General features: G+C 44.0%; 17 protein-coding genes. 7 read left to right on the top strand and 10 right to left on the bottom strand.

The window, feature by feature from the left end:
* The first annotated feature begins 10 nt into the window (after positions 1-10).
* From DWW10_RS24125 to DWW10_RS24135, 3 genes are all read left to right on the top strand, one after another.
* Positions 11-3157 (top strand): ATP-binding protein, encoded by a 3147-nt coding sequence (locus DWW10_RS24125; protein ID WP_022392144.1) that lies wholly within the window; start codon positions 11-13, stop codon positions 3155-3157.
* 132 nt (positions 3158-3289) lie between these two features.
* Positions 3290-4954, top strand: a complete 1665-nt coding sequence (locus tag DWW10_RS24130) for a putative transporter (RefSeq protein ID WP_022392145.1) — start codon at positions 3290-3292, stop codon at positions 4952-4954.
* 118 nt (positions 4955-5072) lie between these two features.
* On the top strand, positions 5073-7055 hold the full coding sequence (locus DWW10_RS24135; RefSeq protein WP_022392146.1) for a fructose-bisphosphatase class III: 1983 nt from the start codon (positions 5073-5075) through the stop codon (positions 7053-7055).
* A 2-nt stretch (positions 7056-7057) separates the two neighbouring features.
* Here DWW10_RS24135 and DWW10_RS24140 read toward each other — a convergent pair whose 3' ends face one another.
* The 6 genes from DWW10_RS24140 to DWW10_RS24165 all read right to left on the bottom strand — a co-directional run bounded on the left by DWW10_RS24140 (position 7058) and on the right by DWW10_RS24165 (position 15106).
* Positions 7058-8296: an LA_2272 family surface repeat-containing protein gene (locus DWW10_RS24140; protein WP_022392147.1), complete on the bottom strand. Its 1239-nt coding sequence runs from the start codon at positions 8294-8296 to the stop codon at positions 7058-7060.
* 5 nt (positions 8297-8301) lie between these two features.
* Complete coding sequence (locus DWW10_RS24145; RefSeq protein ID WP_022392148.1) at positions 8302-9858, bottom strand: sulfatase; 1557 nt, start codon at positions 9856-9858, stop codon at positions 8302-8304.
* 43 nt (positions 9859-9901) lie between these two features.
* Positions 9902-11560 carry an AMP-binding protein gene (locus DWW10_RS24150; RefSeq protein ID WP_022392149.1) on the bottom strand — a complete coding sequence of 553 codons (1659 nt, stop codon included), beginning with the start codon at positions 11558-11560 and terminating at the stop codon, positions 9902-9904.
* Positions 11561-11703: 143 nt separating this feature from the next.
* A complete protein-coding gene (locus DWW10_RS24155; RefSeq protein WP_022392150.1) occupies positions 11704-12780 on the bottom strand; it encodes a GDP-L-fucose synthase family protein in 1077 nt (358 codons plus the stop codon).
* Positions 12781-12801: 21 nt separating this feature from the next.
* On the bottom strand, positions 12802-13878 hold the full coding sequence (gmd, locus tag DWW10_RS24160) for a GDP-mannose 4,6-dehydratase (protein WP_022392151.1): 1077 nt from the start codon (positions 13876-13878) through the stop codon (positions 12802-12804).
* A gap of 73 nt (positions 13879-13951) precedes the next feature.
* The gene (locus DWW10_RS24165; RefSeq protein WP_022392152.1) at positions 13952-15106 is read right to left on the bottom strand and encodes a dicarboxylate/amino acid:cation symporter; all 1155 of its coding nucleotides are present in this window, start codon (positions 15104-15106) and stop codon (positions 13952-13954) included.
* Between the two features lie 128 nt (positions 15107-15234).
* Between DWW10_RS24165 and gnd the strand changes: the two genes are divergently transcribed.
* The 3 genes from gnd to pgl are packed head-to-tail and all read left to right on the top strand — an operon-like array spanning position 15235 to position 18948.
* Positions 15235-16722, top strand: coding sequence for a decarboxylating NADP(+)-dependent phosphogluconate dehydrogenase (gnd, locus tag DWW10_RS24170; protein WP_118422402.1), 1488 nt, complete (start codon positions 15235-15237; stop codon positions 16720-16722).
* Between the two features lie 40 nt (positions 16723-16762).
* Positions 16763-18250 carry a glucose-6-phosphate dehydrogenase gene (gene zwf, locus DWW10_RS24175; protein WP_022392154.1) on the top strand — a complete coding sequence of 496 codons (1488 nt, stop codon included), beginning with the start codon at positions 16763-16765 and terminating at the stop codon, positions 18248-18250.
* Positions 18247-18948: a 6-phosphogluconolactonase gene (pgl, locus tag DWW10_RS24180; RefSeq protein ID WP_022392155.1), complete on the top strand. Its 702-nt coding sequence runs from the start codon at positions 18247-18249 to the stop codon at positions 18946-18948. The genes zwf and pgl overlap by 4 nt, the downstream gene beginning before the upstream one ends.
* Before the next feature lie 36 nt (positions 18949-18984).
* Here pgl and DWW10_RS24185 read toward each other — a convergent pair whose 3' ends face one another.
* Positions 18985-20028: a DUF2776 family protein gene (locus tag DWW10_RS24185; RefSeq protein ID WP_022392156.1), complete on the bottom strand. Its 1044-nt coding sequence runs from the start codon at positions 20026-20028 to the stop codon at positions 18985-18987.
* A gap of 168 nt (positions 20029-20196) precedes the next feature.
* On the opposite strand from DWW10_RS24185, the gene DWW10_RS24190 reads away from it, so the two are divergent.
* Complete coding sequence (locus tag DWW10_RS24190; protein WP_022392157.1) at positions 20197-21249, top strand: linear amide C-N hydrolase; 1053 nt, start codon at positions 20197-20199, stop codon at positions 21247-21249.
* Between the two features lie 456 nt (positions 21250-21705).
* Here the strand turns inward: DWW10_RS24190 and DWW10_RS24195 are convergent, their stop codons facing one another.
* The 3 genes from DWW10_RS24195 to DWW10_RS24205 all read right to left on the bottom strand — a co-directional run bounded on the left by DWW10_RS24195 (position 21706) and on the right by DWW10_RS24205 (position 24824).
* The gene (locus tag DWW10_RS24195) at positions 21706-22407 is read right to left on the bottom strand and encodes a LytR/AlgR family response regulator transcription factor (RefSeq protein WP_022392158.1); all 702 of its coding nucleotides are present in this window, start codon (positions 22405-22407) and stop codon (positions 21706-21708) included.
* A gap of 26 nt (positions 22408-22433) precedes the next feature.
* A complete protein-coding gene (locus DWW10_RS24200) occupies positions 22434-23492 on the bottom strand; it encodes a sensor histidine kinase (protein ID WP_118422395.1) in 1059 nt (352 codons plus the stop codon).
* A 111-nt stretch (positions 23493-23603) separates the two neighbouring features.
* Positions 23604-24824, bottom strand: a complete 1221-nt coding sequence (locus DWW10_RS24205; RefSeq protein WP_022392160.1) for an ABC transporter permease — start codon at positions 24822-24824, stop codon at positions 23604-23606.
* Positions 24825-24834: the final 10 nt, after the last annotated feature.

A 24834-nucleotide genomic window follows, 5' to 3' on the forward strand; every position in this document is an offset into this window, starting at 1 on the left:
AGGAAAGAGTATGGTTGTCATGCTTGGTGCAAAATTTTGCAATGGAATCGTTACAAAACTACGATTGTTATTTATTGTTTGTTTGTTACCTGTAGTGTTTACAGTGGCACAAACAGATAGAGAGAAGAACCGAGATTATATCTTAGTTATCAATACATATACGGAGGGCTCCGCCTGGAGCAATTATTGGCTTTCACAAGCCACCGATTACGTGAGAGAATCTTCTAATCTCTCTATTTATGCCGAACATATGAATATGCTGGATGTGAAAGACAGTGTTGCTTTGGAAAAACTCAGTAAGGGGATATTTGCGAAATATAGTGCCCATCCTCCACGTATATTGCTGCTGTTGGGAAACTCACCATTAATGATGCTCGATGATTTCAGAGCCAACTGGGGGGATATTCCCATTGTACTTTGTGCTGAGAGAGATTATACAGGACCCAAAGAGGCTTACCTTAAAAAGCAAGTCATTCCGGTTGCCGATCGTATTTCGATTGCAAGTCTGGCTCAGGCTAATAATATGACCTTTCTGTATGCCGATTTGTTTGTTCCGAAAAATGTGAAAATGATGTTCAGGATGATACCGGGAATGAAAAAGTTTATATTCATTGGTGATCAGCGGTATGTTAATCAGGAGAATGATGCTGAAATACAGGAAGTACTGGCGAAGAACTATCCGCAAGTAGAATATCAGTTTTTCTCACCTAAGGATATGTCTGTAAACCAGTTGCTTGACTCGCTGAACTCTATCGATCCGAAAACAACAGGGGTACTTTTCGGTTCCTGGTTCTTTAAGCCTACAATGGAAGAAGGGAACACGTCCTTAGTGACAAACTCTTATCGGATTATTGCTACGACTTCCGCTCCTTTGTTTGCCCTGAAAATGGATGCAATGGATGATGAAGCCGGTATGTTGGGAGGATATAGTTATGATGGCGATCACTTTAAGGAGGTACTGACACAAACATTGAAAGCAATAATTAATGGTAAACAAGCGCGTGATATTCCTTTTTATTTGCCTTCGGACGGGGAGCCTGTGTTTAATTACAAGGTGATGCTTCAAAAGGATATGCCTTTGTCGCTATGTCCTGCTGATACTCTGTTTATAAACAAACCGCCTACTTTTTGGGAGCAATATAAATATGTAGTCTGGATACTTATCTTTATCTTTATTACCGCTTTCTTTCTGTACCGCATGTATATGTTCGATCGGTATAAGAGGTTGCAGCAGAAAGAGATAGAAACGATGGCTAAGTATAAGAACCTGATTGGCTGTATGCCCATCATTTACATGCAGGAAGAGGTGGTGAGGAATGAAGCCGGGGCGGTTGTCGACCTGATCTACCGGAATGTAAATACTACATTCGAGAAGTATTTCCTTCCTAAAGAAAAAGTTATTGACAGAAAAGCGAGTGAGGTTTTCCCGGAGTCGTTGTTTGAATTCTTGCCTTTCATACAGGTAGCGTTGAGTGAAAATAAAACCATTACGTTTCCGTATTATTCCAAGAGGATAGACACCTTTTATGATGTAGTGTTGAGTAGAACCAATGCTGATGACGTGATAGACGTGTTCTGCCTTGACAGCACCGAACTGCACAAGGCACAGCAGAAACTGAGCTCTACTAATAATAAACTTGCGATGGCGCTGGATGTAGCCAGTATTGTGCCATGGAAGTGGGACCTGACTAATAAAACCATCCTTTGCGATATCAATCGCCCGATTGAGCTAAGTATGGAAGGAGGGGATGTGACTGAGGAACAACTGGCTGTGCCTGACGATCAATACTTTCAGAAAATATTTAAAGAAGATCGTGAAAGGGTGAGACAGGCTTATCAGGACTTATTGGAAGGGCGTTCGGAGAAAGTGAAAGAAGAATACAGGGTAGTGAGTATTGAGAACCATATACATAAGATAGAATGGGTGGAAGCACAGGCAGCCGTTGAAAAACGTGATGAAAACGGAAAGCCGTTGGCGTTGGTAGGGTCGTCGCTTATCATTACCAATCGCAAGAAGATGGAGCTGGAACTGATTACGGCAAAAGACCGGGCTGAAGAGTCGAACCGGCTAAAATCAGCTTTCCTGGCCAATATGAGCCATGAAATACGTACGCCGTTGAATGCCATCGTCGGGTTTTCGGGTATCCTGGCATCTACGGAAGAAGAACAAGAAAAACAGGAATATGTAAATATCATTGAGAATAACAATACTTTATTGTTGCAATTAATCAGTGATATCCTGGATTTGTCGAAGATAGAAGCAGGAGCGCTCGAATTTACGTACTCCAACATTGAATTGAACCATCTGCTGAAGGATTTGAGGGATACATTGCAATTAAGGATAAAAACGGATGCTGTGCAGTTGGAATTCGTTTCGCCAATGGAGGTATGCCATGTCCGTACAGAGAAAAACCGAATTTCGCAGCTATTTATTAATTTGGTGACCAATGCTATCAAGTTTACAATGGAAGGGAGTATTCGCTTTGGCTATGAGCTTCATGGAAAAGAACTCTATTGCTACGTTTCAGATACAGGAATCGGTATTCCAAAGGACAAGCAGGAAAATATCTTCGGACGTTTCGTGAAGCTGAATAGCTTCGCCCAAGGAACGGGGTTGGGATTGTCTATTTGCCATACACTGGTTGAACATATGGGCGGGCATATAGGAGTGGAATCGGAAGAAGGGCATGGCTCAACTTTCTGGTTTACGCTTCCGTATGAAGAGGCTATGACAGTGGAAGAAACTCCGGAACCTCAGTATCAGCCTATTGTTGTAGAAAAAGATAAGTTGACCATATTGATTGCAGAAGATAATGATAGCAACTACAAGCTGTTTATGTCAGTTCTGAAAAATGACTATAAACTGATTCATGCCTGGGATGGACGGGAGGCGGTAGAGATGTTTAAAACATACGAGCCGCAAATGATCTTGATGGACATTAATATGCCGGTAATGGACGGCTATGAGGCCACAAAGGAGATACGGAAATATTCGGCAAGGGTTCCGATTATTGCTATCACAGCTTTTGCCTATGCTTCGGATGAACAACGGGTAATGGAAAGCGGCTTTGATGGCTATATGCCAAAACCTATCAATGCACGGCTGCTGAAGACGCAGATAGGAAGCATTATGAAAAAAAGAATCTTATTATTGTAGAAGTTCTTTTCCTCTTCACCTAACAAGCGTGCTGTTTAACGTATACAGCCGCTTTTTTTGTGTGTTATTATTTCCTTTCTCCGGGAAATACTTCCTATCTTTGCGGACTGAAATCAATAAAACGTAAAAACATTGGATTGGTTATACAGTTTATTCATTGAACACTCCGCCCTGCAGGCGGTTGTGGTACTCTCGCTGATCTCTGCTATTGGTTTGGGACTGGGAAAGATACATATCTGCGGTATATCGTTGGGAGTGACGTTCGTATTCTTTGCAGGTATCCTTGCCGGGCATTTCGGATTGTCCATAGACCCGCAGATGCTGAACTATGCGGAAAGCTTCGGTCTGGTGATATTCGTATATGCACTGGGACTGCAGGTCGGTCCGGGCTTCTTCAGTTCGTTCCGCACAGGCGGTGTACAATTGAATATGCTGGCAGTAGGCGTGGTGTTGATCGGTACGCTGATGACACTGCTGGGAAGTTATGGGTTGGGAGTCTCTCTGCCGGATATGGTAGGTATCCTTTGCGGAGCAACAACGAACACACCGGCTCTGGGTGCTGCACAGCAAACGCTGAAACAGATGGGAATCGAAGCGAATACTCCGGCTCTGGGGTGTGCGGTGGCATATCCGATAGGAGTAGTGGGAGTTATTCTCGGTATTCTGATGATACGTAAGGCGCTGGTACGTAAGGCTGATTTAGAAGTCAAGGAGAAAGACGATGTGAATAAACCCTATATTGTTGCATTCCAGGTGCACAATCCGGCAATCTTTAATATGAGTGTGAAGGATATAGCTCAGTTGAGTTATCCTAAGTTTGTGATCTCCCGTTTGTGGCGGGATGGGAATGTCAGCATCCCCACTTCTGAAAAAGTGATTAAAGAAGGCGACCGCTTGCTTGTTATCACTTCAGAAAGAAATGTTCCTGCCTTGACTGTATTGTTCGGTGAGCAAGAAAACACGGACTGGAACAAGGAAGATATTGACTGGAATGCCATTGATAGCCAGTTGATCTCCCAGCGTATCGTGGTGACACGTCCGGAACTGAATGGAAAGAAACTCGGTTCACTCCATTTACGTAATCATTATGGTATCAATATCAGTCGCGTCTATCGTAGCGGGGTGCTGCTGCTGGCTACGGCGGAACTTACCTTGCAATTGGGCGACCGGTTGACGGTAGTGGGTGAGGCCGCTGCTATACAGAATGTAGAAAAGGTGTTGGGAAATGCAGTGAAGAGCTTGAAGGAACCTAATCTGGTGGCTGTATTCGTGGGTATTGTCCTTGGTCTTGCCTTAGGAGCGATACCTATTGCCATACCCGGTGTCAGCACTCCTGTAAAGCTGGGTCTGGCGGGTGGACCGATAATCGTAGGTATTCTTATCGGTACTTTCGGACCACGCATGCATATGGTGACTTATACAACCCGTAGCGCAAACCTGATGCTACGTGCCTTGGGCTTGTCACTCTATCTGGCCTGTCTGGGACTGGATGCGGGAGCTCATTTCTTTGATACGGTATTCCGTCCGGAAGGGTTGTTGTGGATAGCTATCGGCTGTGCACTAACCGTGGTTCCTGTGTTGATAATGGGAGTCATTGCTTTCCGTTGGATGAAGGTCGATTTCGGTTCGGTAGCCGGAATGCTGTGCGGAAGTATGGCGAATCCAATGGCTTTGAATTATGTTAATGATACCATTCCCGGTGATAATCCTTCAGTTTCTTATGCTACGGTTTATCCCTTGTGCATGTTCCTGCGTGTGATTATCGCCCAAGTGCTGCTGATGTTCTTCTTAAGTTGAGAGTGGAGAGTTGAGGATTGGGAACGTAGAGTTGAGGATTGGAAACATAGAGTTGAGGTTTGAAATGAAGACACAAGCCCATATATAATTTGTAATTTGTAAATTCTAATTAGATATCATGAGTAATATTACCCCTGAAAGCATCATGAGCGACTTGCGTTATTTGCAGTTGCTGTCACGCAGTTTTCCGACGATTGCGGATGCCAGTACAGAAATTATTAACCTGGAAGCTATTCTGAACCTCCCGAAAGGGACAGAGCATTTCCTGACCGATATTCATGGTGAATATGAAGCTTTTCAACATGTGTTGAAGAATGCTTCGGGAGCGGTGAAGCGGAAAGTGAATGAAATCTTCGGGCATACTTTGCGTGAGAGTGAAAAGAAAGAAATATGTACTCTGATTTATTATCCCGAAGAAAAGTTGCAGTTGATCAAAGAGCAGGAAGCCGATCTGGATGACTGGTATCTGATTACACTGAATCAATTGGTGAAGGTATGCCAGAATGTTTCTTCTAAATATACACGCTCTAAAGTGCGTAAGGCACTTCCGGCTGAATTCTCGTACATTATTCAGGAATTGCTGCATGAATCGAGCGTAGAGCCAAACAAACATGCCTATATTAATGTAATTATCAGCACTATCATTTCCACCAAGCGTTCGGATGATTTCATCATTGCAATGTGTAATCTCATTCAGAGGTTAACGATTGACTCTCTGCATATTGTAGGTGATATTTACGACCGTGGTCCGGGAGCACACATCATTATGGATACGCTTTGTGATTATCACAATTTTGATATTCAATGGGGAAATCATGATATTCTGTGGATGGGAGCAGCTTCCGGTAATGATGCCTGTATTGCCAATGTGATCCGTATGTCGATGCGTTATGCCAACCTGGCTACACTGGAGGACGGATATGGCATTAACCTGTTGCCACTTGCCACGTTTGCCATGGATACGTATGCGGATGATCCCTGTACAATCTTCGCTCCGAAGATGAACTTTGTGGACAGCAACTACAATGAGAAGACTTTACGGCTGATTACGCAGATGCATAAGGCGATTACGGTGATACAGTTCAAGCTGGAAGCAGAGATTATAGACCGTCGTCCGGAGTTCGGTATGCAGAACCGGAAGTTACTGGATAAGGTTGATTTTGAGAGAGGTGTCTTTGTATATGAAGGAAAAGAATATCCATTGCGCGATACAAACTTCCCGACCATAGATCCGGCTGATCCATACCGTCTGTCTGATGAGGAACGGGAGTTGATAGATAAAATCCATGCTTCGTTCATGAATAGTGAGAAGTTGAAGAAACATATGCGTTGCTTGTTTACATATGGAGGAATGTATCTGGTTTGTAACAGTAATTTGCTGTACCATGCTTCCATGCCTTTGAATGAGGATGGTAGTTTCAAACATGTCCGTATTGGAAAGAAGGAGTATTGGGGCAGGAAACTATTGTGCAAGACAGACCAGTTGATCCGTACGGCTTACTTCGATGAAGACGGTACGGAGGAGAAGAGTTTTGCACTGGATTATGTGTGGTATATGTGGTGTGGTCCGGATGCTCCATCGTTTGACAAAGATAAGATGGCGACTTTTGAACGCTATTTCATTGGAGAAAAAGAATTAGCTAAAGAGACGAAAGGATATTACTATACTCTACGTAATCGTGCTGATATTTGTGAACGCATCCTTGCAGAGTTCGAAGTCACGGGACCTCATTCACACATCATTAATGGTCATGTACCTGTGAAGATCATCAAGGGTGAAAAACCGATAAAAGCAGATGGTAAGTTGTTGGTGATTGATGGCGGGTTCTCCAAGGCATATCAACCGGAAACAGGCATTGCCGGATATACGTTGGTATATCATTCACATGGCTTGCAGTTGGTACAACATGAACCGTTCCAAAGCCGTCAGAAGGCTATAGAAGAAGGTCAGGACATCAAGTCTAATATCTTTGTCGTAGAGTTCAATTCACAACGTATGATGGTGAAAGATACGGATCAAGGAAAAATACTGGTGACACAGATACAAGACTTGAAGAAGTTGCTGGTGGCGTATAGGACGGGACTTATAAAGGAAAAGTGATTTTAGTATTTAAACAACACCACTCCTCCTTCCACAATCACTCCTTTATCGTAAGTGACCCCTTTGTTATAGTAGCGGCTGCCACCGTAACCACCTGTGACGAATACGCCTAAACGGTCGTTTAAACGATATTCCAGGTTGACACGTGCCTGGAGAGCGTAAAGGCGTGCAGGGAAGCCATAGTCTTTGTTCTTGAAGTTTTCGATGTGCTGGAAGCCCAAGTCACCGCTGATAAATAATTGCTTGTATAGGGGGAGCTCAAGACCTGCGCGATAGAAGAGAGAGGCCGAAAACTTATCGCTGAAATCCAGATAATGCGTACCACCGCCTAAGATGGTATAGAACAGATTGTTCTTGAAACGAGCACCTACATTCAGTTTTGTAGCATTGCCTCCGAAAAGCATTAACTGCACTTTAGTATCCGGATTGGCATTGACCAGACCTAACTGGAAACCGTCGAAACTATTCTTATAATAGTTGACTAATCCAATCTGTACACCTTTTCCTTTTCCGGCAAAATTGAAAGGGGCAACTTGTGCTCCTGTGAAGTGTTCACCTACCACATTACCCAGACCGGATATCTGTAAACCTTGCATGTTTTCTCCTGTGATGTTGCCCAAACCGCTGATTTGTACGCCTCGCAGATTTTCGCCTACAATGTTCAGCAAGCCGGAAGCAGTGATACCAATGAAATCTTCGCCTGAAATGTTGGCTAATCCTGCAATATGTGCTCCCGAAGAATTCTCTCCGGCAATGTTCAGCAAGCCACCAATGAGAACACCACTGGCATTGTCTCCTACAATATTGGTAAGTCCAGAGAATATAACACCTTGTGCATGATTTCCTGTGATACCGACTAAACCGGACAAGGATACACCACAGAGATTATCTCCGTTCACATTACTGATACCTGCTATCTGAACACCGCGCATGCTGCCTCCTACCAGGTTGGCAAGACCTGTAACCTGTACACCGTTCATGTCACGGTATACCACACTGCCCAGTAGGTTGATACCTACGCCGTTCAGACGGTTCATAGAAGAGAATAGACCGAGGTTGAAACAAGTACTTCCTACAGTATCAGTCTGTTGTGTGGACATATTCTTCCACAGGGAGAGATTGATGCCGACAGGTTCTCTGTTTTTCTTGGTTGTTTCAGTCGATTTGTTGTCTGTAGTCTGTGCAGAAAGTGTTCCTGCAACCATCAGTAATGCAATAATAGATGGAAATAATCTTCTCATTGATTTTAATCTTTAATTTCATCCGGCCAGGGCGCTAAGTTACCGGTTGCACGGAGCGTAGGACGCTGTGCATCTACCGACCGAAGGTAGTTACTTAATTTCTGTGCTAATTTCTTTACAATGCGTGGGTTTTCCATTGCCACGTCGTTTTTCTCGCTGATATCAGCGGGGACATTGAATAGTTCACGCTTACCGTCTGCAAAGTAGTAGACGAGTTTCCAGTCACCGGAACGAATGGAGCAAGTTGCTCCGATACCCGGTCCCGAAGGTCCCCAGCTATGAGGATAGTGCCAATAGATATCGCGGTCTTTTACCTTCCCTTTTCCCGTCAGCAATGGCATGAAGCTGATGCCGTCCCGTTGTTGTACGGTGGTATATTTTTGAATACCTGCTATTTCGAGGATGGTAGGATAAAAGTCTTCAATCATAAGATAATCTCCGCACTTCGTGTCCGGAGCCACTACACCAGGCCAGCTTACGATCATTGGCTCGCGGATACCTCCTTCATAGGCGGAACCTTTTCCACTGTTGAGCGGATAGTTCTGAGTATGGAGTTCTCCGGCGCGGGTATGTGCGGCCAGTCCGCCATTGTCGGACATGAAAAGGATTACGGTATTGTCTGTTAGCTGGTTACGTTCCAGATAATCCATCAGGTCTCCCAGGCTCTTGTCCATGCCTTCGATGAGGGTGGCATAAGCTGCTTCTACAGGAGGAAGCCCTTTATCCAGATATTTCTGGTAAAAACGATAATCGGGTTGTATGGGAGTATGGATGGCATAATGAGCCATGTATAGGAAAAATGGTTTATCCTTTTGCTGTGCCTTATCCAAAGCTTTTATGGCCTCTAATGTAAGTGCTTCGCTGAGGAAAGTATCCGTGCCATGATATTGCTCCAATCCGGGAACAGCAGCTAACGGACTTTTGCCATCCGGCTTATTCCCAAAATTATTTTTGCCGTAATAACTGGCAGGTGATCCGGCTGCATGTCCGGCTATATTCACTTCGAACCCCATTGTCAGCGGATCGGCTCCGGGTGTATCATTTGCTCCGAAATGGGCTTTACCGCAATGTATGGTCTGGTAGCCGTTATCTTTAAGTACCTGTGCCAACGTAGTCACTTGGGTAGTACGTTCAATTCCCGGTTCCTGGCAAATACCGTTTATATTCCATTCGGGATAGGTCATCACTGAGTCGGGTTGTTCGTGAGTGGTATTTTTACGTAATGTCCAACTGGTTACGCGATGACGGGCTGCATTCATTCCTGTGAAAAGGCTGACACGGGTAGGGGAACTGATACTACAGGCATACGCTTGTGTGAACATCTTGCCTTGTGTTGCCAGACGTTCCATGTTCGGTGTGTGGTAAGTATCGTTGTAGTGTGTCCGTTGAGTCCAGAAGGGCAGAGAAGTATCCTGCCATCCCATGTCATCAACCAGAAACAAAACAATGTTCGGACGTTGCTTTTCTTTCGGCACCCCTTTTTCCGGAGATGCTGCAATCGCTTCTCCTGCCATGCCCCACATGGGAATCATAGCAGCCGATATTAATAATTCGCTTTTCATTTGAGATAATACTTTAATAAAGGTTAGTCGGTTAATTACAATCTTATCCCTTCGCTTCCTGGTATAAGAATCGTTTAATGGAGCGTTTTGGAGTTTTCTCAAATTCTTCGGGATAGATTTTCATTTTGAATATCTGGCTGTATGCAGGCAACATGGTGTTTAGCGTGGCACGGTTTTCTTCCATGACCCGTTCTATATCTGCGGTAGTCAGACCGTGTGCAAAGGCATCGTCGAAGTCCGGATATACCAGTCCGACAAGCTTTTCATTCTGCTGCACGATAATACTTTCGGCAACGTACGGCATGTTATTCAACTTATCTTCTATTTCTTCGGGGTAGATATTTTGTCCACTGGAACCGAGCAACATATTCTTGCTGCGTCCTTTAATGGTAATATTCCCTTCGGCGTCCATCAGTGCAAGGTCGCCTGTATGCAGCCAACCGTCAGCGTCGATTGCTTCGCGTGTGGCTTCTTCATTTTTATAGTATCCAAGCATAACATTCGGTCCGCGGCATACGATTTCCCCCGGTATATTTTCCGGATCGGAAGAAAGAACCTTCACTTCCATACGCGGAACTGCCTTACCGCAGGAACCCGGTTTGAAGCGTGACCAGTCTTCGTAACAGATGATCGGACCACATTCCGTCATCCCATAACCTACCGTGTAGGGGAATTCTATCATGTGCAGGAATTGTTCTACTTCCTGATTGAAAGCGGCACCGCCTACGATGACTTCAGCGAAACGTCCGCCGAAAGCACTGACTACTCCTTCGCGTACAGTTGCTTTAATCTTGTCATTGATGATGGGAACTTTCAGCAATAGCTTCATGGTGGGTGTTTCCAGTTTTGGAAGCACGTTCTTCTTAATGATCTTTTCTATAATGAGCGGTACAGCCACTACAAGGTGGGGCTTCACTTCCGAGAATGCCTGGAAAATGATTTTGGGGCTTGGCATGCGGGTTAGGAAGTAGATCTGACATCCTGCCGAGAACTCGTACAGGAATTCGAATGCCAACCCGTACATGTGTGCCATTGGCAACATGGAGATAATCTTGTCTCCGGCTTTCAATGGCAATACTTCGAATGCGAATGCCGTATTGGACCACAGGCTGCGGTAGGGCAGCATTACCCCCTTGGAATAACTCGTCGTTCCGGAAGTATAGTTGATGACTGCCAGTTCTTCGGGCTGATCTTTATGATATTCAATGTGTTCTTTACGGAAATTCTTGGGGTATTTCTTGCCGAACAGTTCGTTCAGATGTTCACGGGCGTAATCCAGTTTCTGTGTACGTGAGATGAGAATGGAGAAGTCCGTCATCAGAATGATGCCTTCCAGGATAGTCATGGCAGATTCGTTGAGGTTTTCCCATACCTGATCACCCACAAAGAGTAATTTGGCTTCGGAGTGATTGACAATGTTGTGTACATTGTCCGCTTTGAACTCATGAAGGATAGGAACTGCAACCGCTCCGTAGGTAAGTGTGGCAAGGAAGGTGACTCCCCAGTGTGAACTATTACGTCCACAGATGGCTATCTTATCGCCTTTTTTAATACCGCTTGCTTCGAAGATTAAATGTACTTTCTCTATTTTGCGGGCTACATCTTTGTATTGTAGGGTAGCGCCATTATAATCTGTCAGGGCATCAAGGTCCCAATTCTCTTTAATACTATTCTCAATGTAGGCGATAAAGCTTTGTTCCATGATATTATATATTGCACATTTATTTGAAATTTGTGCAAATATAAGGCTTTATCAAAAGAAAGCAAATTTTTAGCTAAAAAAAGCGGGATATGTATATAATTTAGCCCTGGCATATTAAAATATGGCCAGGGCTATTGAAATATTTACGATTTTAAATACCAATGATAGATGCGTTGTACGCCTTCTTCTATTTCTACTTTGTGGTGCCAACCCAGAGAATGTAGTTTTGAAGGGTCGGTCAGCTTACGCATGGTGCCGTCCGGTTTGCTGCTATCGAAACTCAGTTGGCCTTTGTAGCCTACAGTAGAAACAATCAGTTCGGCAAGGTTGCGGATGGAGATTTCTTTACCTGTACCTATATTGATGTGGCAGTTACGAATGTCCTTATCGCCTGGTTTATAGGTGTCTTTGAAGTCTACATGTTCCATGACGAATACACTGGCATCTGCCATTTCTTCGCTCCAAAGGAATTCGCGAAGCGGTGTACCGGTACCCCAAAGTTTCACTTCATTGTCACTGATACCATATTTAGCAAGAATGGTGAGAATATCCTCTTTGCTGTCGGTTCCGTCAATGCCTTCTACGGGACGGAGATCCAGGTCTTTGCGTATGGCATCCCAATCACCTTGTTTCAAACAGTGGGCAAGGTGTATCTTGCGAATCATGGCAGGAAGTACATGACTGCGTTCCAGATCGAAATTATCGTTTGGGCCATAGAGGTTGGTAGGCATTACAGCAATATAATTCGTACCGTATTGCAGGTTGAAGCTTTCGCACATTTTCAGTCCGGCAATCTTAGCTATGGCATAGGGTTCATTGGTGTATTCCAGGGGAGAGGTCAGAAGTACTTCTTCTTTCATGGGTTGTTCGGCATCGCGTGGATAGATGCAGGTGCTGCCCAGGAAGAGGAGTTTCTTTACATTGTGGCGGAAGCTTTCTCCGATGACGTTCTGTTGTATTTGCAGGTTCTTGTAGATGAAATCAGCACGATAGATGCTGTTTGCCATGATACCGCCTACGAAAGCGGCAGCAAGGAATACATATTCAGGTTGTTCTTCATCAAAGAATCTACGAACGGCAACGGCGTCCAGCAAGTCGACTTCTTTGTGGGTTTTGCCAATAAGATTGGTATATCCTTTATCTTGCAGGTTCTTCCAGATTGCAGAACCTACCAGGCCACGATGACCTGCTACGTAGATTTTTGCGTTTTTGTCTAACATTATATATTTAAGTTTTATGTATTAATTCTCTTGTGATCTCAGATACAGCTTTCTCACAAACTTCATGTCATGCGTTGCCATAATCTTCACGAGATTTTCAAAGCTAGTTTGTCTTGGGTTCCAGCCCAAAAGTGTTTTGGCTTTGGTAGGATCACCCAGCAATTGTTCAACTTCGGCAGGACGGAAGTATTTTGAATCTACTTCTACAATGATTTTGCCTGTCTTCACATCAATGCCTTTTTCTTCGACACCTTCACCTTCCCAACGCAGTTCAATACCTACTTCTTTGAAGGCGAGTGTGGCAAACTCACGAACAGTATGCATTTCTCCTGTGGCAATCACGAAATCTTCCGGTGTATCATGCTGAAGAATGAGCCACATACACTCTACATAATCTTTCGCATATCCCCAGTCACGGCGTGCATCCAGATTACCTAAATACAATTTATCCTGAAAACCTTGTGCTATGCGTGCAGCAGCCAGCGTAATCTTGCGGGTTACAAATGTCTCACCTCTGCGTTCACTTTCATGATTGAAAAGGATGCCGTTTACGGCAAACATTCCATAACTTTCGCGGTAGTTTTTGGTGATCCAGAAACCATATTGTTTGGCTACTCCGTACGGGCTACGGGGATAGAAAGGCGTTGTTTCCGTTTGAGGAACTTCCTGTACTTTTCCGTAGAGTTCCGAAGTAGATGCCTGGTAAATCTTTGTTTTTTTCTCCATGCCCAGAATGCGGACAGCTTCCAGCATACGGAGTGTACCAATGGCGTCCGCTTCAGCTGTGTATTCCGGTACATCAAAAGATACCTTTACATGACTTTGTGCGGCAAGGTTATAGATTTCATCCGGCTGTACCTGCTGAATGATCCGAATGAGCGAACTGCTATCCGTCATATCGCCGTAATGCAGGTTGATAGTACGTTTCTGTTTCATGTCGCGCACCCATTCGTCGAAGTACAAGTGTTCGATACGTCCTGTATTGAATGAGGATGAACGGCGGAGAATACCGTGAACTTCATATCCTTTTTGTAATAAGAATTCGGCAAGAAACGAACCGTCCTGACCTGTTATTCCGGAGATTAGAGCTGTTTTCATATTGTAGGCTTCGTTATAAATTGATTTTAAGAGGACAAAATTCGTTGTTTTTTACGAGAAAACAAAACTTTTTTCATTTATATATCTTATCCACTACCAATGCAATCGCCCCGTCTCCCGTCACATTACAGGCAGTACCGAAGCTATCCATCGCAATGTAGAGTGCAATCATCAGTGCTTGTGCCGATTCATCGAAACCAAGCATGGACTGTAATATACCCAAAGATGCCATGATAGCACCACCAGGAACTCCGGGAGCCGCTATCATGGTAATTCCCAGCATGAAAATAAAACCGGCAAATAACGGAAAGTCGAAAGGTATGCTTTGCATCATCATCAAGGCAAGGGCACAGGCAACTATCTTGAGTGTACTTCCGGATAGATGTATCGTAGCACAAAGTGGAATCACAAAACCTGCTATATCAGATGATACTCCATTTTTCTTAGTCTGTTCCAATGTGACAGGAATAGTGGCAGCAGAAGACTGTGTGCCTAAGGCGGTGAAATAGGCAGGCAGCATCCGTCCCAATAATTTGAAAGGATTCTTACGGACGAATAGTGCGGCAATGCAATACTGGAACACTAACAGGAAGATATGCAGCAGGAAGATCACGCCGATTATCTTTATGAATACCATTAATACGGAGAATACCTGACCCGAATGTGTCATATTAAGGAATATACCGAATATGTAAATAGGGAGCAACGGCAGAATGACTGCACTGATCATGCGGACAATAATATCCTGGAAGTCGCGGGCAGCATTTTTCAACGTATCATTTTTTAGTTGAGCAAGTCCAAGTCCTAATGTGAAAGCCAATACCAAGGCTGTCATAACATTCATCAACGGAGGTATGGCTACTGAAAAGAAAGGTAGTATACCTTGCGCTTCACTGACTTTTTCTAATGGAACTCCCGGTTCTATCAGGTGGGGAAATACAGTTACACCGGTAAAGTAAGACAAGAAACCGGAAAACAAGGTTGTCCCGTAAGCAATCAGTGCTGTAATTAATAATAGTTTTCCGGCACCTTTACCAATATCGGCAATTGCCACTGTCACCAACCCTACAATAATAAGTGGTATGGAGAAGTTCAGGAATTCACTGAAAATACCGTTGAACGTAACGAAAAAGCGTACTATACCTCCGGGAAGAAAATTACCCAGAAGAATACCCAATGCTATGGCTATTATGATACGTGGCAGTAGTCCGATATGTAGTTTTTTCATAAATCTGTATTTAAGTTTTTCAGGTGAAATGTAGTCATGTTTGCAAAAGTACGATTTTTATTCGAAATTCATACGAACAAATGCCCTTGGCATATTGTTTCCATTTCAATGAAACAATAACAAAAAAAATGCAAGTTATGACCAAAAAAGAACAAAGGACAGACATCGGCTTAATTGGACTTGCCGTAATGGGGGAGAATCTAGCCTTGAACATGGCAGATAAGGGATGGCACGTATCCGTGTATAATCGAACCGTTCCGGGAGTAGAAGAAGGCGTGGTAGAACGCTTTACCAATGGCCGTGCCAAAGGAAAGACTATTGAAGGATATACTGAAATACCCGACTTTGTGGAGTCCATTTCTACACCGCGCAAAATAATGATGATGGTTCGTGCGGGTAATGCGGTAGATGAGTTGATGGAACAGCTTTTTCCGTATCTTTCTCCGGGAGATATACTAATAGATGGTGGAAATTCAAATTATGAAGATACCAATCGCCGTGTGGCATTGGCCGAACAAAAAGGTTTTCGTTTTGTCGGAGCAGGTGTTTCCGGCGGAGAAGAAGGAGCGCTGAATGGTGCTTCTATTATGCCGGGTGGTTCTGTTACTGCCTGGGATGAAGTGAAACCCATTCTGCAAAGTATCGCTGCACGTGCTGCTGATGGTACTCCTTGCTGTGACTGGATTGGCCCGGCCGGTTCGGGACACTTTGTCAAGATGATACATAATGGTATCGAATATGGCGATATGCAGCTCATTGCCGAAGCCTACTGGGTGATGAAGAATCTATTGCAACTGGACAATGAAGAAATGGCTTCTGTATTTGCTCATTGGAATGAGGGTAAATTGCGCAGTTATCTGATAGAAATCACTGCCAACATTTTACGTCATAAAGATAAGGCAGGCGGGTACCTGATTGATAAAATCTTGGATACTGCCGGACAGAAAGGTACCGGCAAATGGTCTGTTATCAATGCCATGGAACTGGGAATGCCTTTAGGACTGATTGCTACGGCTGTTTTTGAGCGTAGCCTTTCGGCACAGAAAAATCTGCGTGAAGCGGCTTCCAAGCAATTTGTTTGCCAGCGTTCACAAGTGGTATATAATAAACCGGAACTGGTGAAGGATATTTATTCAGCCTTGTATGCTTCCAAACTGGTATCTTATGCACAAGGTTTTGCCGTATTGCAAAAAGCATCCGAAACTTTCGGTTGGGATCTCGATCTGGCATCCATTGCCCGTATGTGGCGTGGTGGTTGTATTATCCGCAGCATATTCCTGAATGACATAGCTGCTGCTTTTGAAGCATCGCAGAAGCCGAAGCATTTGCTGCTTGCTCCTTATTTCCGGGAAGAAATTAAAGAGTTGCTTTCGGGTTGGAAGCATCTTGTAGCTCATGCAATGAAAGAAGAACTGCCTGTTCCTGCTTTCTCTTCTGCACTGAATTATTTCTATTCACTGGTATCTGCGAAGTTACCTGCCAATATGATTCAGGCACAACGCGATTACTTTGGTGCGCATACTTTTGAACGTACTGACGAACTTCGCGGGCAATTCTTCCATGAGAACTGGACCGGACATGGCGGAGATACAAAATCGGGTACTTATAATGTGTAGTCACTAACTACTAATCACTAACCACTAATCACTAAATTAAATGAGTAAATTTGTAATGATCATATTTGGCGCTTCGGGTGACCTGACGAAGCGCAAACTTATGCCGGCACTCTACTCTCTATATAAGGATAATCGGTTGCCGGAAGAGTTTAGCATTTTAGGCATTGGGCGCACAGACTACGCGGATGATACTTACCGTGACTATATATTGAATGAGCTGGAACATTTTGTCACTCCCGTTGAAGTAGGGATGAAGGAGTTTTGTACTCATTTACATTATCTCAGCATAGACCCTGCTAAAGAAGAAGGTTACGAAATGTTGGGCAAGCGTTTACAGGAAATCACGGGTGAGAAAGCTCCGGATAATTTGCTGTTCTATCTTGCTACACCTCCTTCGCTTTATGGAGTTATTCCCCTGCATCTGAAAAAAGCCGGATTGAATCGTAAACATACCCGTATCATCGTTGAGAAACCTTTCGGTTACGACTTGAAGTCGGCACAAGAACTAAACAAAATATACGCTTCCGTCTTTGAGGAGCACCAGATTTATCGTATCGATCATTTTCTCGGTAAGGAAACAGCTCAAAATATTCTTGCTTTCCGTTTTGCCAACGGCATCTTCGAACCGCTGTGGAATCGTAATTATATCGATTATGTGGAAGTTACGGCAGTCGAGAATCTGGGTATTGAACAGCGTGGCGGTTTCTATGATGGAACAGGAGCTTTGCGGGATATGGTGCAGAACCATCTTATCCAGTTGGTAGCTCTTACTGCTATGGAACCTCCTGCAGTTTTTACGGCTGACAATTTCCGTAATGAGGTGGTGAAAGTCTATGAATCCTTGAAACCTCTGACGGATGAAGATTTGAATGAACATATAGTCCGCGGGCAATATACGGCTTCCGGTTCTAAAAAGGGCTACCGTGAAGAAAAGAACGTTCCTGCCGACTCGCGCACTGAAACTTACATCGCCATGAAAATCGGCATCGATAACTGGCGTTGGAGTGGTGTACCTTTCTACATCCGCACAGGAAAGCAGATGCCTACGAAGGTGACGGAGATTGTAGTGCATTTCCGTGAGACACCGCATCAGATGTTTCATTGCCATGGCGGACACTGTCCGCGGGCTAATAAACTTATCCTCCGCTTGCAACCCAATGAGGGCATCGTGCTGAAGTTTGGTATGAAAGTGCCCGGTCCGGGATTCGATGTGAAGCAGGTGATGATGGATTTCAGTTACGACCAATTGGGCGGAAAGGCTACAGGCGATGCTTATGCCCGCCTGATAGAAGATTGTATTCAGGGTGATCCGACCCTTTTCACTCGTAGTGATGCTGTCGAAGCTTCCTGGCGTTTCTTCGATCCGGTATTGCGCTATTGGAACGAATATCCGGATGCACCTCTCTATGGCTATCCCGTCGGAACCTGGGGACCTCTGGAGAGTGAAGCTATGATGCACGAACATGGTGCTGACTGGACCAATCCGTGTAAAAACCTAACGAACACTGATCAATATTGTGAGTTATGAAAACTTATATCTATAGTACAGCTGTTGAAACGGCACGCGCTCTTATCAAACACATCATAAGTCTGATGGAGGCGGAGCCGGAAAAGATTTTCCACATAGCATTCAGCGGAGGCAGTACACCTTCGCTCATGTTCGATTTGTGGGCGGATGAGTTCAAGGATGCCACTCCCTGGTTGCGTATGCGCATCTATTGGGTGGATGAACGTTGTGTACCTGCCGAAGATTCGGAAAGTAATTATGGCACTATGCGCCGTTTGTTGTTGGATAAGGTTCATATGCCGGAGGAATACATTTTTCCTATCGACGGTAGCAATCGTCCCGACGATGAGGCGAAGCGTTATTCCAGTGTAGTGCGTTGCCATGCTTCTCTTTGGCATGGATTCCCGGCTCTCGACATCGTGTTGCTCGGTGCTGGCGAAGACGGACATACCTCGTCTATTTTTCCCGGACAGGAGCATTTACTTTCTTCCTTTCATCCGTATGAAGTGAGTGTGAATCCTTACAATGGTCAGAAACGTATTGCTATGACCGGCTGTTTATTATTCAATGCTAAGCAACTGATTTTCTTCGTTACAGGCAGAAATAAAGCTAATGTTGTGCAAGATATTTTGGACTCGGGTGATACCGGTCCGGCTGCCTATGTAGCTCATCACGCATGGAATGTAGAGGTATTTATGGATGAGTTGGCAAAACCTTAACCCATCCATAAAAACAATTATTGAGAGAGCGATTTATTAGTTGGATGTCCCGCTTTCAAGGATGCTGACGATGGAGAACAGCGTGAAGCAGATGCCACCTAATCCGGCCAATACACGTGCAGGAACAAAGTAAACATCATTTAGTGTTGCCATCTCAAACATAAAAGCAGATAAGAAGAGACAGGCTAGTGCAGTGAGTACTGGAATAAGCGGGATGCGGTTCGCTAGTTTGAAAACATTCCGCCAGATAACTGCCAACAGGATCACTTTACTGGAAATGCTGTAACAAACTAAACCTAGACCTATCATTATATATCCAATGGAGGACTTATCAGGATCAATGTCAGTCAGTATCCAAAGTCCCCAGAGGATACTAAGTGTACCCATTACCAATACAAGGACAGGCCACCATTTTCGTTCCGAACCGGCATAAGTATTCCGTATCTGTCGTGAAATGGTAGCTACAAGCGCCACTAAGCTGGTGCATATGCAAGCTAATCCTGCCATAACATGTCCGGCTACGAAATAAGCGATATGAGTACTGCTTTGTCCTAACAACCAGAAAGTCCACACCCATGTGATCACAGCAAAGATGACTGCAAGAATGATCAGTGCATCTCCTTGTGCGGACGAGAAAGCTTTTGCCGGTACAGTATGATCCGTTCGTTTTGAGTTTTGCGGGATGAGAGTGAAACGGGTGGATGCTGTGGCAGTGGTAGCTACACAGGCAGTGATAAATGCTACTCCGCAGATGACGTGTCCTGCTACGAAATGAGCGGCAGTAGTACCGTCATTTATATAAGTCATTCCACCGATGAAACATACTATTGCGGCCAGATAACCGAGAATGGGCAATACGTATTTTGCCGCAGTGCTGTATGTGTGGATAAGCTGCCGGATGATAGTAGCTGCTGTAGCAAACAGTGCGATGCATATCATTCCTAATGAAAACACTACGGGTCCGGCAACAAATCGGTTTACGTCCGTCCCCATGTCGAGCACAAAGGCTCCGTAACCGAAGCAGAAAAGGGCCATCAGCAGTGGGATAGCCCTGAAAAGGATACTAATACCGTAATTCATAACTGTTATCGTTTTTAAGTTTCTCCTTCCAACAGCATTTCTTGCGGTTTGTTTTCATTTTTAATATTTATTTATTTCCGGTAGATAGTCTCCCGGTTCTTTTAAGAACTTTGTAGTCTGTACTTTTGTTAGTATTCATACTTACTAACAACTTAATATCAGATAATAATGTGTAAGACAAATGTGTTTTTAATCACCGCGCTTGTGATTATATTCTCAGTAATACCTCAAAAACGTGTAAGCGCTTGTACACGTGTAGTTTATCAAGGAAACAAAGATATGGTGATAACAGGCCGTACCATGGACTGGAAAGAAGATACCCGTAGTAATATCTGGATTTTCCCGCGAGGCATGGAGCGTAATGGAGAAGTGGGAAAGGACCCGATGCGTTGGAAATCTAAATATGGTAGTGTGGTTACTTCGGCTTATGATATATGTAGCACTGATGGCATGAATGAAAAAGGACTCGTTGCTAATTTATTATGGTTGGCAGAATCGTCTTATCCTCAATGGAATGGTGAAAAACCGGCTTTGTCCATAGCTGCCTGGGTACAATATATGCTTGATAATTTTGCAACGGTGAATGAAGCGGTTTCCGAAATAGAAAAGAATACCTTCGATGTGGTATCGGATATGATGCCTGACGGTACACGTATGGCTACTCTTCATCTTTCCATTTCAGATGCTACGGGTGATAATGCTATCTTTGAATATATAGATGGAAAGCTGAATATACATCATAGCAGGTCCTATCAGGTGATGACCAATTCACCCGTTTTCGATCAGCAATTGGCACTTGATGATTATTGGAAGACTATTGGTGGAACGACCTTCTTACCCGGCACTAACCGGGCTGCCGACCGTTTTGTGAGGGCTTCATTCTATATTAATGCAATTCCTAAGACCGAGGATGCACGTACAGCACTGGCCAGTGTTTTCAGTGTGATACGTAATACTTCTGTTCCTTTTGGCATTAGTACTCCTGATCAGCCGAACATATCTTCAACGCGTTGGAGAACAGTTTCCGATCAAAAGGATAAAGTTTATTACTTTGAGTCTACTTTATATCCCAATGTATTCTGGGTTGACTTTAAAGATGTGGATTTTTCAGAGAAAGCACCTGTCAAGAAGTTGAACCTCCTTGATGGTAAGACGTATGCGGGAAATACTGCTAAAGAGTTTGTTACTACCAAGCCTTTCCAGTTCTTAGGGATAAAATAATTCAAAAAGAACAAAAAGAAAATGCACCCCTGACTAAAGGTGCATTTTCGCAAAACAAACGCCTAATTTTTATCTTCCCAGACTATTTAGACTATTAACAACGAAGACAAATTAAGTGATTAAATAAAAAAGTATTCTCATTTAATTTTCAGTTGTTATTAATAAAAGTCCTTATCTATATTAATAAAAGTGTCAGGAGTATGTAAATCAACTATTTGATACTTTGCTTGAGGTGGGTATTGTGGAAAACAAAAAGCACTTCCTGTCGTTCGCTTACGGAGGAAGTGCTTCACACAAAAACTAAACTAGACTTAACTAAACTATTCTATTGGGGGAAGTTTCACAACTTCCTTTATCTGTTCGATGCAAAGGTAAAAAAACATTTTTTAATATGCAATAGGAAATTATGTTTTGTCGACGGATTCGGATATTTTATCGACAAATGAATGTTATATTCTAACTCCTTTTATCCAGGAATGCCTGAAATACCTGTTTATAACTATCGCTGACGGGGATATACGTTTTATCGAACACAATTCGTCCGCGGTCAATAACTCTTATTTTTTCTTTCTGGACAATATAAGATCTGTGAACCCGCATGAAACGGGAAGCTGGTAATAATTCCTCCATTGATTTCATGCTCATAAGGGATAATATAGCCCGGGTACTATCCTCTGTATAAATCTTAACATAATCTTTCAAACCCTCCACATAAAGTATCTTTTTAAGCTCTATTTGCACTAGCTTATAGTCGCTTTTTACAAATATGCTTTCAATTTCTTCTTTAGGTTGCTGTAACAGCTCAAACCATTGCACTGCTTTATTGGCTGCCTGCAAAAAATCTACGTAGGAGATTGGTTTTAACAGATAATCCAGGGCATTTACTTTATAACCATTGATAGCGTATTGCTCAAAAGCGGTACTAAATACGATGCGGGTATGCGGATCTACCATTTTAGAGAACTCGAGGCCATTAAGTTCTGGCATTTGTATATCGAGGAAAAGCAAGTCAACTCGCTTCTCTGGTAGCTCTTTCATAGCCTGTACGGCACTGGAATACTTTCCGTTCAATGTCAGGAACGGGGTCTTATTGACGTAGCTTTCCAATAGGTCTAAAGCTAACGGTTCGTCGTCTACTATGGCACAAGTCAAGTTCATAATGTTGAATATTTAGGGTGATAGAGCTATAACCCTATCACCAATATTGATTTATATTCTTTCCCGTCGTCACTCACTCCCTGCTTCCATTCATACCGACCGGGATAGGTCAGTTCCAGACGTTTCCGTACCTGCTCCAGCCCTATACCACTTCCACTTTTATCAGCTTGGCTTTTGGGATGGTAGCTGTTGGTTATTTCACAGCACACCTGACCGGGACTTTCGCTGAAATGGATGCGGATAAAGCTGGGCTCAGTAGGGGAGATGCCATGTTTGAAGGCATTCTCTATGAGGGAGATGAAAATGAGTGGGGCTATTTCCGTACGGCTATCGGCACGGACATCGATTTGGGTCTCTACGGTCACGTTGGAGGCAAGACGGATACGCATCAGCTCGATATAGTTGCGGATGAAGTCCATTTCTTTGCCCAAGGCAACAAAATTTTGTTGGTTATCGTAGAGAACATGGCGCAAAAGACGACTCAACTCCTGGACAGCAGCTTGTGCTTTATCGCTATCGAAAGCGATAAGGGCATAGATATTGTTCAGGGTATTGAGCAGGAAGTGCGGATTCAGTTGATTACGCAAGTTTTTCAATTCAGCTTCTGTACGGCTTTTCTCTGCTTCCCGACGGGCAGCCTCCACTTTTACCCAGCGACCACTCATGCGGATTGCAGCCGCCAGACCAACAGTGAGAACCATTGAGAATACGTCGCGCAGGATAAATATCCAACTGGGAGGTCCGGGACGTTTGGGGGGAGTAGACTTCACATAGGTATGGAAGATGAAATCCTGCCAGAAGTGTACACCAGTAGCGGTGCAAAGTATAAGCAGGAGGTTCAGTAAGACATACTGTTTAATTCGTCCCTCAAACAGAAAGCGTGGAATAAAGAAGCAGTAGTTTATATAAAACACGATAAGGAACGATATCGGAACTGCACTGCCATGACGCAGGTAGTCCACCCAGCTAACCGTGAATCCACTGCGGTTCATCAGCAGAAATGGGAAAGCAAAAACAATGCCCCATCCGATGATATGAATGAGGACTTCTACAATCCGGCGTGTTTTGGGTTCTTGCATAATCATGTTACAAAAATAGGTATTTTAATTTTGAATTATGAATTATGAATTATGAATTTCACTGCACCGTCTGCTGCATAGCCATTCATAATTCATAATTTATCATTCATAATTCTCTTACTCGTATCTGATTGCCTCTATCGGATCCAGATCAGCTGCTTTCTTAGCCGGATACCAGCCGAAGAATACACCGGTGACGGTACACACAGCAAAGGAGAGGAATACACTCCATGCCTGGATGTAGATGGGCCAGTGGGCTACGTTCTTCACAATGAATGAGGCACCGCAGCCGATGACGACTCCAATGATACCACCTGTAATACTAATAAGGATGGCCTCAATCAGGAATTGTGAAAGAATATCCACACCACGTGCTCCTACGGACATACGCAGACCGATTTCACGGGTACGTTCGGTTACACTGACATACATAATGTTCATGATGCCGATACCACCTACTACCAGAGAAATACCGGCAATACATGCCAAAAGTGTGGTCATCAAGTCAGTGGTAGAATTTAGCATCGTACTGAGTTCCTGCTGGCTACGGATGGTGAAGTCATCGTCATCACTTTCTTTCAGCTTGTGATTACGGCGCAGGATGGTGGTAATTTCGTCCGTGGCATAATCTGTCATGTCTTCGGAGAGGGCAGAGGCAAAGATACCTTGAAGATAGGTAACGGCCAGCATACGTTTCATTACGGTGGTGTAGGGGGCCAGCACGATTTCATCCTGGTCCATACCCATGGAGTTGTATCCTTTCGCTTTGAGCACACCTACTACACGTAGGGGAACCTGATTGAAGCGGATAATATGCCCGATAGGGTCCTGTCCGCTAGGGAAGAGGTTGTCTACAATAGTCTTACCTATGATACAGACTTTTGCTGCATTCTGAATGTCGGCTTCGGTGAACATTTCACCGCTTTCCACACTTAACTGGCGAATATCGAGGTATTCGGTACCTACGCCATTTACGGAGGCAGGATAGTTATTGTTTCCGGCAATAAGCTGTCCGCTGGACGATACGTTGGGACTGACAGCTGCCAGGAAGTTAGTCTCATCCCGTAGTGCTTCGTAATCGGTCAGTTTCAAAGTCTGCATGGAAGAAGCATCTTGACGGACACCACCACGCATATCACCGCCCGGGTGAATCATGATCATGTTCGAGCCCATTTCCGATATCTGTGCCTGGATACTTTTCTTCGAACCCTGTCCGATGGCAAGCATGGTGATGACGGAGGCCACACCAATGATGATACCCAGCATGGTGAGGAAGGCGCGAAGCTTGTTGTTGGCAAGGGCGCGGAGGGCTATTTTGAAAAGGTTTGTTCCGTTCATAATTTATATT

The organism is Bacteroides intestinalis (genome assembly GCF_003464595.1).
GTDB lineage: Bacteria > Bacteroidota > Bacteroidia > Bacteroidales > Bacteroidaceae > Bacteroides > Bacteroides intestinalis_A.